At 45.4% G+C, this 15,016-nt stretch carries 15 protein-coding genes; 1 reads left to right on the plus strand and 14 read right to left on the minus strand.

Annotated elements, in window-relative coordinates; translation table 11 throughout:
- The 10 genes from AC506A_RS06040 to AC506A_RS06085 form a co-directional block, all read right to left on the minus strand.
- Positions 1-465 (minus strand): hypothetical protein, encoded by a 465-nt coding sequence (locus AC506A_RS06040; RefSeq protein ID WP_495460067.1) that lies wholly within the window; start codon positions 463-465, stop codon positions 1-3.
- Positions 440-847, minus strand: coding sequence for a hypothetical protein (locus AC506A_RS06045; protein ID WP_495460068.1), 408 nt, complete (start codon positions 845-847; stop codon positions 440-442). Before AC506A_RS06045 ends, AC506A_RS06040 begins: the two co-directional genes overlap by 26 nt.
- Complete coding sequence (locus tag AC506A_RS06050; protein ID WP_495460069.1) at positions 844-1,863, minus strand: ABC transporter ATP-binding protein; 1,020 nt, start codon at positions 1,861-1,863, stop codon at positions 844-846. The genes AC506A_RS06045 and AC506A_RS06050 overlap by 4 nt, the downstream gene beginning before the upstream one ends.
- 15 nt (positions 1,864-1,878) lie before the next feature.
- On the minus strand, positions 1,879-2,898 hold the full coding sequence (locus AC506A_RS06055) for an ABC transporter ATP-binding protein (protein ID WP_495460070.1): 1,020 nt from the start codon (positions 2,896-2,898) through the stop codon (positions 1,879-1,881).
- Between the two features lie 11 nt (positions 2,899-2,909).
- On the minus strand, positions 2,910-4,067 hold the full coding sequence (locus AC506A_RS06060) for an ABC transporter permease (RefSeq protein WP_495460071.1): 1,158 nt from the start codon (positions 4,065-4,067) through the stop codon (positions 2,910-2,912).
- Positions 4,064-5,062 (minus strand): ABC transporter permease, encoded by a 999-nt coding sequence (locus AC506A_RS06065; protein ID WP_475782349.1) that lies wholly within the window; start codon positions 5,060-5,062, stop codon positions 4,064-4,066. Before AC506A_RS06065 ends, AC506A_RS06060 begins: the two co-directional genes overlap by 4 nt.
- A 103-nt stretch (positions 5,063-5,165) precedes the next feature.
- Positions 5,166-7,169 carry an ABC transporter substrate-binding protein gene (locus AC506A_RS06070; RefSeq protein ID WP_495460072.1) on the minus strand — a complete coding sequence of 668 codons (2,004 nt, stop codon included), beginning with the start codon at positions 7,167-7,169 and terminating at the stop codon, positions 5,166-5,168.
- 211 nt (positions 7,170-7,380) lie between these two features.
- Complete coding sequence (locus tag AC506A_RS06075; protein ID WP_495460073.1) at positions 7,381-8,250, minus strand: AraC family transcriptional regulator; 870 nt, start codon at positions 8,248-8,250, stop codon at positions 7,381-7,383.
- 417 nt (positions 8,251-8,667) lie between these two features.
- Entirely contained in the window at positions 8,668-9,450 is a 783-nt protein-coding gene (locus AC506A_RS06080) for a squalene/phytoene synthase family protein (RefSeq protein WP_495460074.1), read from the minus strand.
- Between the two features lie 388 nt (positions 9,451-9,838).
- Entirely contained in the window at positions 9,839-10,477 is a 639-nt protein-coding gene (locus AC506A_RS06085; RefSeq protein ID WP_495460075.1) for an HD domain-containing protein, read from the minus strand.
- A gap of 200 nt (positions 10,478-10,677) precedes the next feature.
- Here AC506A_RS06085 and AC506A_RS06090 point away from each other — a divergent pair, with 200 nt between their 5' ends.
- Entirely contained in the window at positions 10,678-11,664 is a 987-nt protein-coding gene (locus AC506A_RS06090; RefSeq protein ID WP_495460076.1) for an aminoglycoside phosphotransferase family protein, read from the plus strand.
- 100 nt (positions 11,665-11,764) lie between these two features.
- Here the strand turns inward: AC506A_RS06090 and AC506A_RS06095 are convergent, their stop codons facing one another.
- The 4 genes from AC506A_RS06095 to AC506A_RS06110 form a co-directional block, all read right to left on the minus strand.
- Positions 11,765-12,781, minus strand: a complete 1,017-nt coding sequence (locus AC506A_RS06095) for an aminoglycoside phosphotransferase family protein (protein WP_495460077.1) — start codon at positions 12,779-12,781, stop codon at positions 11,765-11,767.
- Positions 12,774-13,790: a ribosome small subunit-dependent GTPase A gene (gene rsgA / locus AC506A_RS06100; protein WP_495460078.1), complete on the minus strand. Its 1,017-nt coding sequence runs from the start codon at positions 13,788-13,790 to the stop codon at positions 12,774-12,776. Before rsgA ends, AC506A_RS06095 begins: the two co-directional genes overlap by 8 nt.
- A gap of 564 nt (positions 13,791-14,354) precedes the next feature.
- Positions 14,355-14,531: a hypothetical protein gene (locus tag AC506A_RS06105; protein WP_495460079.1), complete on the minus strand. Its 177-nt coding sequence runs from the start codon at positions 14,529-14,531 to the stop codon at positions 14,355-14,357.
- Between the two features lie 80 nt (positions 14,532-14,611).
- Complete coding sequence (locus AC506A_RS06110) at positions 14,612-14,986, minus strand: hypothetical protein (RefSeq protein WP_495460080.1); 375 nt, start codon at positions 14,984-14,986, stop codon at positions 14,612-14,614.
- Positions 14,987-15,016 lie beyond the last annotated feature (30 nt).

Raw genomic sequence — 15,016 nt, forward strand, 5'->3', positions numbered from 1 at the left:
TTATCGGTCTGAGGCTTTTGTACCTCTTTTGCCTAGCCAAATAGAGCCTATTGTAAGAACCAATGCGCCGAGCCCCTCGGAGGCAAGGAGTAACCATTCTTCCTTAGGCGGATTGTCAATTCCCAGCACTACGTAGGGAAGTCCGCAGCCGAACAGCAGCCAACCTTGTACGGCAAGAAACCTCGTAAAAGACTTCCAAACGCGCCCGGCCAAAGCCTGTTTTTTAAAATGAAATTGACTGTAATAGACATAAGCCAGCCAGCCAATGCCAAGTGAAATGAACATGATGTAATCAATGGCCTGCCATGAGAAGGGATTGACATTATAGTAACCCAGCAAAGAAATGACAAGCCCCCGCAGCGCCAGCCAATTTATTATGCCGATGAACGAGGTGACAGCCGTCAATGCAACGGATAGATAACCAGCAGCGGTTACTTTCTTATGCTCTTGCAGTAAAGGATCCATGCTGTGCTTCATCACTCCACTCTCTAATGACGTTCTGAAGCTCTAGCAGCATTTGCTTTCGCGTCTCTTCGTTGTCCACAAGATTGGTCTTCTTGACATAAACGGTTAACCGGCGAAGCCTCTTCAAGTAGCTGCGAGCAGCTGCTTTCTGTATGCTGCGAACCCCTTCCTCATTTCCCTTTTCATGGAGCTGGATCATTTTCATCGTAAATTTGCGCGACCAAGTCTCCGGAATCATGCCTGAGGATGAAATCACTTCCAAATCGTGATGCTTCTCCCCGAAGATCTTTGCCATCATAAACCGCATATACCATATCGAAGCAAGCATGATAAGAGATAAACAAACTAAGAAAACGAGCAAAATCAAAACGATGGCGGTCATAGCGATGCAGCCCCCTGCAGCTGCAGCTCTCCGGCAAAGTGGCATGCCGAATAATGTCCTTCGCCGACCTGTTTCCATTCAGGAGCCTGAGATTTACAGATGTCCTCCGCATATGGACAGCGCGGATGGAAGTAGCACCCAGATGGCGGTTTGGCCGGATTGGCGACTTCACCCGACAGAATGATCCGATTTGATTTTTTTCGTGGGTCAGGCACGGGCTTGGCAGATAACAGCGCTTCTGTGTACGGATGCTGCGGTTTCTGGAATAAGGTCTCGGTCGAAGCCGTCTCTACCATTTTGCCGACATACATCACGCCGACCCGGTTAGAAATGTGTTGGATGACACCTAGGTCATGCGATATAAACAGGTAGCTTAAATTCAGTTTATCCTGCAAGTCCTGCAGAAGATTGATAATTTGCGCTTGTACAGAAACGTCAAGCGCTGACACGGCTTCATCGCACACGATAAACTTCGGATTCGTTGCTAATGCTCTGGCAATTCCGATCCGCTGACGCTGTCCGCCACTGAAAGCATGCGGGTACCGCTCCAGATGCCGACTGTCTAAGCCCACCATTTCCATGAGCTCCCTGACACGGTCCTTGAGCTTCTCGCCGCGAGCCATTCCGTTACAAATAAGCGGTTCCGCGATAATATTGAGCACTGTCATCCGTGGGTTGAGCGAGGAATAGGGGTCTTGAAAGATGAGCTGCATGTCTCTGCGGATTGCCCTCAGCTCTTGATTGTTCAGTTTCATGACATCTTTGACTTGTCCTTGTCTGTCACGAAATAACGTGGAACCCGAGGTTGGCTCGATTGCCCTCAAGACGCATCGTCCGAGCGTCGTCTTGCCGCAGCCGGATTCCCCTACGAGTCCAAGCGTTTCACCAGGCCGAATTTGAATATGGATATCATCGACTGCTTTGACGAAGCCGACCGTTTTCTTAAGGAATCCTTCTTTAACGGGAAAATATTTCTTCATCGAACGGACATCTAATACAAACTCCTCTTGCGTCATGGCTCAACCTCCGCTTCAGTTATTGACCTCATCCACAAGCAAGCAGCGTACCGAATGTCCCTCTGTCACTTCAACCAGAGGCACATCTTCCACATTGCACACGCCATCCTTTGCCATCTTGCATCGTGTATAGAAGCCGCAGCCCTTCGGTAAGTTCATCGGAAACGGCACTGTACCTTCAATCGACTCCAGCCGTTTGTTTGTCCGTATTAATGAAGGAATGGAATTAAGCAGCGCTTTGGTATAAGGGTGCTGCGGATTATGAAACAACGTATCCACGTCGGTATATTCGACAACCTTCCCCAGATACATAACCGCTACATCGTCCGACATCTCCGCAATAACACCGAGATCATGTGTAATAAAAATGACGGAAGTATCATGACTTGATTTCAGGTCATTAATCAATTGGAGCACCTGCGCCTGTACCGTAACGTCCAGCGCTGTCGTTGGCTCATCGGCAATCAGGATTGCCGGATTACAGGAAAGGGCCATCGCAATCATAGCCCGTTGGCGCATGCCGCCGGACAACTGGTGTGGATATTCGCTCATCCGCTGCTCAGGATTGGACATGCCTACCTTTTTCAATATCTCTACACCAAGCCGATAGGCTTCATCCTTATTGTCAGTTGCATGCAGAAGTATGGCCTCCATGATTTGGTTGCCTACGGTATGAATCGGCGAGAATGCCTTCATCGGTTCTTGAAAAATCATGGCGATTTCACCGCCGCGAATATTTCGGATTTCCGTGCCGCGGGGATCGAGCTTGGCAAGATCGACAACATCGTAGGTGCCATCCGGCTTCTTGCGAGACAACCGAATTTCGCCTTGCACTTCTCCCGGCTTAGGAACGATGCGCAGCAGCGCCTGTGAGGTAACGCTTTTTCCACAGCCGCTTTCGCCAACAATGCCTAATGTCTTGCCGCGTTTAATTCGCAGATCGACTCCGTCTACTGCTTTCAGAAGTCCTTCATCCAATCGAAACTGCACCTTGACGTCCTTCATTTCCAATATGACATTCTCTTGCTGTGACATAGGTCCACCTCCTATTTATAAGGATCTGCAGCATCCCGAAGCCCGTCTCCGAGAAAGTTAAACATGAGCACGGTTAACATGATGAAGGCGGCAGGCCATAGCAGCCAAGCATGATGTGCCAAGGTTTCTAGGTTCTGAGCATCCTGCAGCAATACGCCCCAAGATACAGCGGGAGCTTGCAGCCCAATACCAAGAAAGCTCAATGAGGTTTCCCCTAGAATCTGGGCGGGAATCGCAAGCGTTACGTTTACGATAATGTAACTGGCAAAGGACGGGAGCAAGTGCTTCCGAATGATCCGCAAATCACTGGCGCCTGCAAGCCGAGCCGCCATCGTGAAGTCCTCTTCTCGCAACGATAGAATTTTACCGCGCACGACACGAGCGAGACCTGTCCATCCGATAACAGAGAAGATGATGATGAGACCGAAATACATTTTGGTAGTCGACCAGTCTCGCGGCACTGCAGCAGAAAGTGCCATCCAGAGTGGAATCGTCGGAATACAAATGAGAAAATCGATGATTCGCTGGATGATCGTATCCGACACACCGCCCAAGTAGCCGGATATTCCGCCGAGCAGCAGTCCGATAATCAAAGTTAGGATAATACCGACAAGACCAAACGATAAGGAAATGCGTGCCCCATAAATAATACGTGAAAACAGATCATGGCCGAGTTGATCCGTTCCCATCAGAATGAGCGCACCATCCTTATTACCTAAGCCGAACAAATGAATGCTTGAAGAGATAAATCCCCACATTTCATAAGGTTCGCCTTTGACGAAGAAGTACACCGGGTACTTTTTCGTTGTATCTTCACTGAAGGTCCGCAAGAAGGTTTCCTGATCGACTTTTTCTTTCAAACCATAGACAAACGGCCGTAACTGAAACCCCGTCTCCTTATCGACAAAATGAATCTTCTGCGGAGGGGCATTCTTATAAGCCGTATAACGTGTACCGGATAGATTAGGAGCTACAAACTCGCAAAATATGGCGATAGTAAACATCAGAATCAATAAAATCGCTGAAATCATCGCCAACTTATGCTTCTTGAACTTCCACCACATCAGCTGCCATTGCGAGGCAACTTCAACGTTCAGTGTATCGGCCGACTTGTTCCGCCGTGTTCTCGGTTGACGAAGTTGATTGATAACCGTCGAAAGCCCGCTCATTCCGAAACACCTCCAAAGCGGATACGCGGATCAATTGCCGCAAGCAAAATATCCGAGAGAAGTGTTCCTAATACCGTAATGAAGCTGGTTACCAGAATAAAGCTGCCACACAAGTACATATCCTGCGTCATGAGCGCCTTGAGCAGCATCGGCCCCGTTGTCTGAAGGTTGAGGACGATGGACACGATGACCTCTCCGGAAATTAGCGCCGGCAGCGTCCATCCGATTGTACTGATAAGCGGGTTGATGGCCATACGAACCGGATATTTGAAGAGCAATTTACCTTCCGATACGCCTTTCGCTCTGGCAGTAATGACGTACTGCTTCGATAATTCATCGAGCAGCATGCCCCGTGTGACTCGAATCAGCGATGCGGCAGATGCCATTCCGATTACGATTACAGGCAATATCATCCTCGGCAGCATATCCAGCACCTTCGCCATGCTCCATGGCGCATCGATATACGGCTGTGAGAACAGCCCTGTTATCGATACGCCGGTTTCAATGAATATGAAATAGACGAGTACGAGGGCAATCAGAAAGCCGGGAACCGCGACTCCGATAAATCCGATGAATGTAAACACATAATCTAGAATGGAATATTGATGCGTGGCCGAATAGATGCCGATCGGGATCGAGATGAGCCATACGAACACGAGCGAAATTAATGAAATGGTAATCGTTAAACCGAGCCGAGGCCAGATAACATCAGCAACCGGCATGTTGAATTGGAAGGAACGACCCATATTTCCATGCAGCACGATATCTTTGATCCAGACGACATACTGCACGATGAGTGACTTATCCAGTCCGTATTCCTGCTTCAAATTAATGATGGCACTCTCCGAAACATCATTGCCCGACAGCTTCAATTGCTGAATATAGTTGGTTAAGAAATCACCGGGAGGAAGCTGGATAATGACAAATACGATGATACTTATGGCGATCAACAGCGGAATGAGCTGTAATAATCGATAGCTAATAAAATTTATCATGCGGTTCCCTCCATTCAATGTAAGCCGCAGATCCATACTCGAACCCGGGAGCCCAGCCTCCTCTCATGAGGTCTGGGCTCCTTTAGGTTCGGACGACTATGTCTTATTTGCCGAAGAAGAATTGCTCGCCTGAGAAGTCGGTTCCAATTGCAAAGCTGCTGTCACCAGGAATGTTCTTCAGCTTGTCATTCACAATAATTGGCTGCTTCACATCGCTGAGCGGTACGAAGTAGTACACATTGTTTTTCATTTGTTGCTTCACTTCTTCGATCTTGCGTTTGGCATTTTCCGGATCCGTAGCGAGTGCCTCATCAATCATCGTGTACAGCTTCTTCACATCTTCTGGCGGCTCTTTACCGTTCTTGCCTGAACTTGAGTGCCACTGATCCCATAACGGAGCCCACATGCCTTGGCCCCAATCACCCATATACCAGAGCGGTGTGTGCGTCCAGATGACAGTCGCTTGAAGATCATTCGCAGTATTACGCTGCGACCAAAGCGTCTGATCGATCGTTTTCATCGTGACGTTAAGACCAAGCGCCTTCCACATTTCGACGATAAGCTGCGTATAAGGAACGATGTCCGGTGCTTGGGCTCCAACTTCGATTGGAATGGTAAATACTTTGCCGTCCGGACCTAAACGTTTACCGTTTGCGTCTTTCTTCATGCCCATGTCATCCAGCAATTTGTTAGCGTTATCCAAATCAAATGTCGGATCTTCGATGCTGCCCGGTTTGGCAAAACCATAGTAGATCGTATCAATAAGTTCTTGGCGGTCGATGGCCATGTTCAATGCTTGGCGGAAACGGACATCTTGGACAACTTTCCCCCAGTTTGGATCTTTTTCATAGGTCAAGTTAAGGAAAATGTCGGTCGGAGTCACATGCATATTATTCAGCATGGCTTTATAACCGTTCTTCTCGTTTTCCTTGTACAACGGCATCTTGACGAGCGATGCCGATTCACGTGAGAAATCAACCTCGCCGGCAATCGTCTTCAAACTTACCATTTCGATATCGTTTACAAGGGTGCTTTCGATTTTGTCGATATATGGCAGCTGATTTCCTGCCTTATCGACTTTGAAATAATAAGGATTGCGTTCATACGTCGTCATACTCTGCGTCGCTTTTGTAATGATCCACGGATAAAGGACTGGGAAACCGACCGCTTCGGAATGGTTCAATTTCCAGTTCGTAATATCTTTATAGTTGAACAGGTTGACCCACTCGCCTTGTTTAAACCCGGCTTCCTTAATCGCCGACTCCAACTGATCAAGTTTTATATATTTGGTATGGAACTGCTTCAGGAAGTGAGCAGGCTTGAGCAGCTCTGTGTATCCACGCCAGCCTTGAATCGCTAAGCGAATCAAGAGTCCGCCGTATGGACGATCGAAGGATAGCTTAAAGTTATAATCGTCAATGATTTCCAACTTAAGCGGAGCACCTTCAGCTACACCACCGGAACGGAGATAGAGCGGGAAGATCGGGGTCAGCTCCTGGTTCATCAGTACATCCTCGACTGTGAACCGGATATCCTCCGTCGTTACAGGCTCGCCGTCAGACCATTTCAAGCCTCTGCGCATTTGGAACGAGATTGATTTCTGATCATCACTGAGCAAATAATCCTTCAGAACGTTGCCTGTAAGTTCTTCTCCGAGAATACTCGGCGTGTTAAGCAGTGGTTCATTATCCATGACGAAAACGTCTGCATCCCAGTTCGGTACCGATGTAACCGTTCTCAAAGTACCACCGAAAGATCCGATTTCATACTTCAATTGCCCCTCTGCCACTTCGTTGGTGATTTTGTAATCTGCAGGTAAGCGGTCTTTCACATCCGGAAGGTTCTTGCCGTCCAAATACGATGATTGATGGAACTCCGTAATCGTTCCATCCCCGGTTGCTTCCGATGAAGCATTCGTATTGTTTGATGTGTTGTCTGACTTGTTGTTCGATACCGTCTCATTGGTGTTACTCGAGCTTTCTGCATTTGTCTTGTTCGCCGAGTTCGATGAATTCGAATTGTTCTTCGAATTGTCAAAGCACCCGGTTAAAGCCGTAGAGAAAATGAGAGCGGTTACAAGAGCAGTCGCCAATAGTCTTACCTTCATTTACAACCCTCCGATACTTCTGTTTATTTTTGAGTTTGTGGACTCACCACAATTATTAGGTGATAAACCCACATATTTCAATAAATGTTTTTGGTTTTTTCCGAATTTTCGGAAAGAAGTAAAGATTGTCTACTCCCTGACAACATTCGATAATTCACGGCCATAAATGACAAAAAAGCCCCATTCGGGACTTTTTTCATAGTGTCATCATTCAAGTTTTCAACGCTTTTTCTCGAAGCTGCTGAGGCGTTATGCCAAAATATTGTTTGAATAACCGGTAAAATTGAGCTTTATCCGAATAACCGACCAATTTCCCGATAGCTCCGACACATTCATCCGATTCGAGCAGCATGCGTTTCGCTTCGCGAAGACGCACTTCCTGTAAATATTCGCTAAACGTGTAGCCGCAGCATAATTTAAATGTCTTGCTTATGTAATGCGGCGAATAATAGCTTTCTTTGGCTAAATCCCGCAGCGTAATAGGTGAAGCGTAGTGGAGCTCGATATAGGACAGCAGTTTCGGCAAAATGTCTTGGATGTCTGCCGTCGATTGCGTCTGCAGGTTGTCCTGCATTCTGCGAAACGACGATGCCAGCAGCAGCATCGTATAGCCGCACAACATCGCACGATAGCCGTTCTTCTTAGATAGGTATTCTCCGAACATCGCTTCAAGCAACTCCTCCAGCTCCAGTATGGATTTGCCCTGAAAACGAATATGATGGAAGGATCCTTGCAGCGACTGCTGAAACTCCTGAAACAGCCTATGATGTAATAAGCTCCTGTCTGGCTCAAATGTAGTCAACTGCTCATTTAAAAAATCAGCTTGAATCAAAATGTTCATGTACTGCATGTCTTGTTCGGCAAAGAATGAATGGCTGTCACCTACATTCATCCATAGTAAATCACCTCTGCGAACATTAAAGCTTTGATCATTAACCTGATGATTGCCTGTGCCGTGCAGGATATAAACCAGCTCGACAAAATTGTGTGTGTGTTCGGGCTCATGTGTGTGATTGGCTATTTTAAAAAGAGCTATCCCCTCATCTTGATGAATAAAATCAACTGCTTTGTAAATATGCATCACATCACCTCCGTTGAAACGATCAGGATATGAAAGCGCTTACTGTATTGTGTATTTTTCTACATGTAGTGTTGGGTTCCTGCTCTGCGGCAATATTTTTTTTTGCCCTTAACGAAAGCATAGGGTGATAGCGGACAATGAATCCAGTTTCGACATCATTCGCCAAATAGGATGTGCAGAGGCGGAACCATCGTATAGGTAGACTGCAAAGCCGCGATTTTCGCGACCTTTCGCGGCCTTTAATAACGTCATTCTATTTTATCCTTTTGACTCTGAATTAATAGGTCCAGCCTTTCATTGCTATTTCTTCGAGTATGCTAAATCCCCCAAGGCTAGTCATCCTGCATAAGTTCAATAATAAAGATTTTACAACAACAAAAAAGAAGCCAATACACATATGGCTTCTTATTCATCGTATTAACCCGTCACTCGACTCACAATTTTCAGAACGGTATCTCTTGTTAATTTGCTTCCACCAGCAGCGATGAGGTTTACAGTAGCATGAGCTAGCGCTAATGGTACCTTGCAAAATTTCAACGCTGGACCATTATTCAAGTCGGCTACGTAAGAGTCGGCGAGTTGCAAATTACGTCGTGTATACTGTTGCATCTCCTTAAATCCCCATCCATCAGGAAAAAAGTCAACGCCACGTTTAAGATCCTCGTTTCGATTTCGGAGGATATTTACCGCCTGCAGTCCTCTTCCGAAAGCAACTGCCTTCGTCAAATCAGATTGAGTGCCGTCATGCCATAACCACAGTTCTGATAACATCTCTCCAACCATGCCAGCTACGCTATAGGTGTAACGATCCAAATCTTCTTCCGTATGAATATTCCACCCGTTTTGAACCCATTCGGCCATTTGTAGAGCCATCTTTGCGATGTAACGATATACAATTGGGGCTCCTGAAGAAGGACAAAGTTTCAGCCATTCATCGAGTTGTACCGTAACTGCTGGTAATACCTCCCGATAAGGCCATAATAATTGTTGTGTAGCTTCAATAAAATGCGGAGTTTGGAGTGCATCGTGTATCCCAAGCAATAGTTCCACTTTTAATTTGTCTGTGATTTTATCATGATCTTCAATTTCATCTATTGCCCGCATACACAGATAGGCAGATGTTACAGCCTCTTTCAATCCCAAATCCATTTGACTTATCGGGATATAAAAAGTACGGCTCGTTTTTTTCAACATGGTCATTGCTTCATTTAGGACGCCGTTATTAATGTTAATTCCCTCCAAGTATAAGCTTAGCTTTTTAACTTTTTCATAGTTTTATATTATGATAACATACATTTATATTGTCAATCCAATAAGAAGTTGCTTGTCATCACCAAATGACGAGAATTTGAACCGATAAATAAGAAAAGCCCGCGGTTTCGCGGACTCCATTCACTCTAGTTTTCATTTCTTCAGTGAATCCCGAAGCATTGATTCCTAATTTTTCTCAACGATTACAAGTGAATAGACGGTTGAAATATCCCCGCCTCCTGACATAGCACTCTGAGATACAACCTTCCATCCCTCTTGTAGAAGTTGATTTAGCTCACTTAAGTTATTCTTCTTATCAAAGCAACCGATTATTCCATTACTCATCCCATTTGGAATGAAGGACATGATGGCAGAAGTTGGGCCGCTTATATCCAGGAAGAAGCAGTTCGCACACGTCGGCATTAATCGTCCCGTATGTTGTTTCCGGTTTGTGTTTGAAGCCTTCTAAGAATGCATGTAAGATGTTGTGTTTGAACCGGTTGCGAGGAAAAGCTTCGACGACTTGCTGACGCGCTTCTGTTGAGATGAGATCGAAGTTCTTCCCGACCACATCATAACCGACGCCAAAATTCATAAGCGCTACTTCGGTTTCCTTATATTCGACGATGCCGATGGTTGTATGCAGGGCAACAGCATCCCATACAAGCCGAATGGAATCTTCCGGGACGCCGCGACTTTTAAGAAAATCGCGGGCAGCATTAGCCCCATCGACCTCAAAGCGTTTGTCCGTGCTTCGGAATTTGGGGGTAAGTCCGATATCGTGGAAAAGCGAACTGATATATAGCAATTCAGAATCGAATTTCATTTGATTCATGTTACCCTTCATTGCCGCAAACAGAAATACCCGGTTCGAGTGATTCCACAGAAGGTCGTCGCTATGCTCACGCAATAATTCAGCAGCTTCAACGGCTAATTTACTATCGGGAATCTTTATTTCAGCGATTAAATTTGTCATCGTTACTTCCCCCTGTAAAATACATTTATAGCTTGTTCATCTAAGAAGACAATTGAAGGAACATATCTGTGACAAAAAGCAACCATGCTCACGATTGGGAATAACACGATTCATATAGAATTCCCAATATTTCCGTGATTATTTTATATCACCATACCCGGTAGCAGGATTTTCTTTTCATTGAAGAGGGAGGTAGACTAGTGGAACTGACAGCCGATTATAAATTAATAAATTACTGCTTATCGAGATTAGGTTATACAGTAACTGACTCCATTACTTCCGAAAAGATTAACTCTGGCGGAAGCGGCTCTACTATTTACACGATCAATGTGCACGAAGAACAAGTGATTTTAAAATTTACAGATAAGAATATGAATAACGATGTTCTGTTGAGAGCGTCGAGAGAACACCATTTTTACCATGAGATGTGCTCGACGATTGACATCCCAATTCCCAAATTGATTGGCTCATTCGCAGATGAACATATGGGTATTGGTATACTTCTACAAGCATATAAACAAACTCCTGAGCCGAATCGTTGGAGTACGGAACTTTGTTTAAACGCGGTACGGATGATTGCCAGATTACATGCAGCTTTCTGGAATAACATAAGTTCTTTAACTTCTTTCGAATGGCTGAAGCAAAATGATGACTTTGTTTCAATCGAAGCCAAAAGCACGGCTGTTCAAGCCTGGAACGAAAGTCTTAGTAACATGCCGAGCAATATAAACAACAACCTCATATCTAACAAACAAATTGAATACATGATGGACAGGCTGGAAGACCTAATTTCCTTAAAAAATAAATTCCCGAGGACACTATGTCACGGTGACTTCCATATGGAGAATGTGTTGCAACATGCGGACAACTCACTGGTGATTTCCGATTGGCAAGAAGTATGTATTGCCAGCGGCCCGGAAGACATTTCGTTTTTTCTGCAAAGGGCGAATGCAAGCGGAAACCAACTCTCATCTGATGTTGTAATCGAAGTCTATACGAATACGATCAATGACATTTTACTGGACAACATATCTACTCGCTCTGTCAGAGAAGTAATAGATGCCGCTAAGTTGCACACCATGTTAATACATTGGCCGCATTATTTGTTAAGCGCTTCTCCCGAAGTTATCCTCGGAATAAGCAATGAAATGAGATTAGCAGCAGGCAGATTGGGGTTTATATCTTAGGCAGCCGTGTACCAATTGAACCTATATAATAAATAACTACAACTTATTTATTACACACAAAAGCCACATCGGAGGATAATCCGATGTGGCTTTTGCACATTTAAGTGAGCATGGCTTTTAGAATTTCTACACAACGCCTTTTAGTATAATCGTCCTTACCATTCAAGTAGAGACTGGTGATGCGGAAGCCCCATGCAAGGGCGAAAACATCCCGTACAAACGTATCCTTCATGTCAAAATCCACACCTTGAAGCTTAGCGCCTTGACTGTAGCCGTCCATAATGCGCCGCCGGAAGTAGGGCAGTAAGGTAACATCCCTGTCTGAGTAGACGAAAGCTTCAATGAGGACATCTACGGCATCCTCACCCATTCGGCCATACCCAGCGCTGTCCCAGTCAATGAGGTATATCGACATGCCATCCGCTTCTTCGCGTAAAATTAAATTATCATGGTGAACGTCCCCCTGACACAGTGTTAAGGGGAGGGCGTCGAATGAGTGAAGTAGTTCAACAGCTTGTTCCGCATAGCCATTAAGGATTTGTCGTAACTCCTCAGGGAAACCCTCAATATTCTCGCGGAGCGGTTCGGCCACGTAGTTCCACCAAAGATCAAAACTGGAACGTACAGCCGGGTAGCTTCGTAGCAAACTCAAATCTTTCTGTCCTCTCAGGTGAAACTCTGCTTGGAAGCTGCCAAGCCTTTCAGCGGCAAGCGCCAGCTCTTCAGCATGCAGCTGCTTACCTGTGACACCTTCTACATATTCCATCCAGATGCGGGTTAAGTCTGCTTCTTCTTCGAGCAGCAAACAGCGCGGCAGTTTGATTGAGGTGGGGAAATCATCAATTATATTTGCGTCGTATAAATCATGTTCCCGCCGCCAGCAATGGGGATCGCCATGCCGTTCCCACTTCCGCTGTGTTTTGATGACAATTTTATAAGGCTGACGACTGTTCCCCATTAGCGCATCCCCGAATATTAGGTATACTTCGCCTAGTGTTCCTCCCTGCAGCATCTCCATCTCAAACGATGCATCGGTGACGGTCGTACTAAACAGCGCAGTCAGCGCTTGAAGAAGTGACGTTTTGTCTATTGTAACCATTGGATCCATCCTATTCATGTTTCTTCTTTCCTTTCATAGTTCCTGATTTTTTCGCAACAATGCTTGCTTCGCGCTTCTGCGCAAGATAGCCGTTCCACTGCGATTGCGGCAAGCTTCCATTCTTAAGTGCTGACTGCACTGCACAGCCAGGCTCATGGTTATGATTACAGTCTGAAAACCGACATCCAGCAAATAACGCTTCAACTGCGGAGAATGAAGCGCTGATCCCTTCTTCCGCATGCCATAATCCGAGTTCGCGCATACCAGGCGTATCGATGATAAGCGCACCTGAAGGAAGCTTAACCAGCTGTCGGTGCGTGGTTGTATGACGGCCCCGCGCATCATCCTCGCGGATTTCCTTAACTGCCATCAACCTATCTCCAGCCAACGCATTGAGCAAAGATGATTTTCCTATCCCTGACGAGCCTAGGAAGACAATGGTCTTCGCAGGTTCTAAATAATGACTAAGCTGTTCAAAGCCTCTACCCGTAAAGCTGCTCAAAGCAATAATGTCGATATCGTCTGCTATCTTTCGCAGCATTTCCACATGCTCATCACAGGTTTCGCATAAATCGGCTTTTGTTAATACAATGACAGGAAGGCCGCCACTTTGCCTAGCTAACGTTACATACCGTGCAATGCGGTTCAAGTTGAAATCCTGATTGAGCGACGACATGATGAACACGTAATCGAAGTTGGCGGCCACTACTTGCTCCAGAATGCTTTTGGCATAGCCTGCAGCGTGTCCGGAGTAATCCGTTCTGGAAAATTTGGATCGTCGAGGAGAGACGTTGACGATGCTCGAACTTCCGCTGTCATTGTATTTCAGCCATACGAAATCGCCGACTGCGGGGTATTCGCTTCTATCTTCTGTTTCATAGACAAACGAGCCTTTAAGGGTGGCAGCAACTTCTCCATGTTCGCAGATTGCCTTGTATCGCTTGCGGTGAATCTCTATAATTCTTGCTGGAATCAATCCGTTGATTGTCGAGCTGTTACTGTAACCATATGCTTGCAAATCTATCATCTTGCATCGCTCCCTGAATTTGATTATCCGAATTTGGGCGCAAAAATACCGCAAAACAAGCAGCCTCGTTGGAAGCTGGTTGTTCTGCGGTATTTGTCAGGTAAAATAATCCTGCAAATATAAAGACACGACCTACATCGTATCCAGCAAACAAGCAGTATGCACGAAAGGTTACTTTGGATGCGGCGCATCAAAATAAAGGGTTGTCCCCCCCGATACTTTTGACGTGCGCCTACTATTCGGTTTTAAATTAGAACCACCGTAATTGTAGTTGTCATAAGATTGAACATCCCCTTTCGAGTGTAATCCATCCTTTACGGATTGAGTTTACTATATGCGACCATCCACTTATTTGTCAATATTAGGAATTGAATACATATTGCTTATTCATGATGGATTTCGTTGTAAAATCATAGATCAGAATTCCCTCTTCTGCATCATTAAGCTGATCGACTAAATATTCTTCATTGTCCGGCGGTAAACTGCATCTTGTTTCATTAAGCTATCGTTCCGCGTGGAAGAAAAAACGTCCCTATCGGGGACGCTTTTTCGTAGAGATTACATTCACTTCGTAATGACAGCAATGATTTTATTCAAGGGCACGAATATTTTCGTTCCCAACAGGGTTCGTAGTACGACGATGCCGTTGTTTACTTTGATGATTCGGCCTCCGATTTCTTCCGACGAAGCTGTTTTAAGCACGACAAATTTCCCTCGTAAACGGTTCAATAGTGTTAGCATGGAGTTTCATCCCCCTCTCGTTTATTCTCATTCTATGAGAATTGGAACGCTAGGGTTCGGGCTTGTACGCCAGGGAAACTTTATTGAATGACATCCGCTATTGGCAATTTAAGATAGACGGCATCAATTTCATTTTCATCATTAATCAATGCTCTTGCAATTCTATGTCCCCCATCGATTAATTGGCCATCTGAACATAATAATATGGGGTACGCCATGTCTGCATTGATTATCCGCTGACAATGAAACGCAACATTTCGTATAGTTGGAACGGGTCTACTCCTGCTATCTGCAAACCAACAATCCTGATCAAGTTCCATTATGGAATCAATCTTAATTTGTTGAATGGGTAAATGCTTAGACAATTCCCACAGTTTTTCTACGTCCCAGAAATGTTGCCTTCCGTCAATTACCCTTCCGTGTTTATGCTTCATTCGCGAGAGTAACTCATCCATAATAAGCACCTCCGTTTTTCATCTAGTTCA

This window comes from Paenibacillus sp. N22P23, from assembly GCF_059383735.1.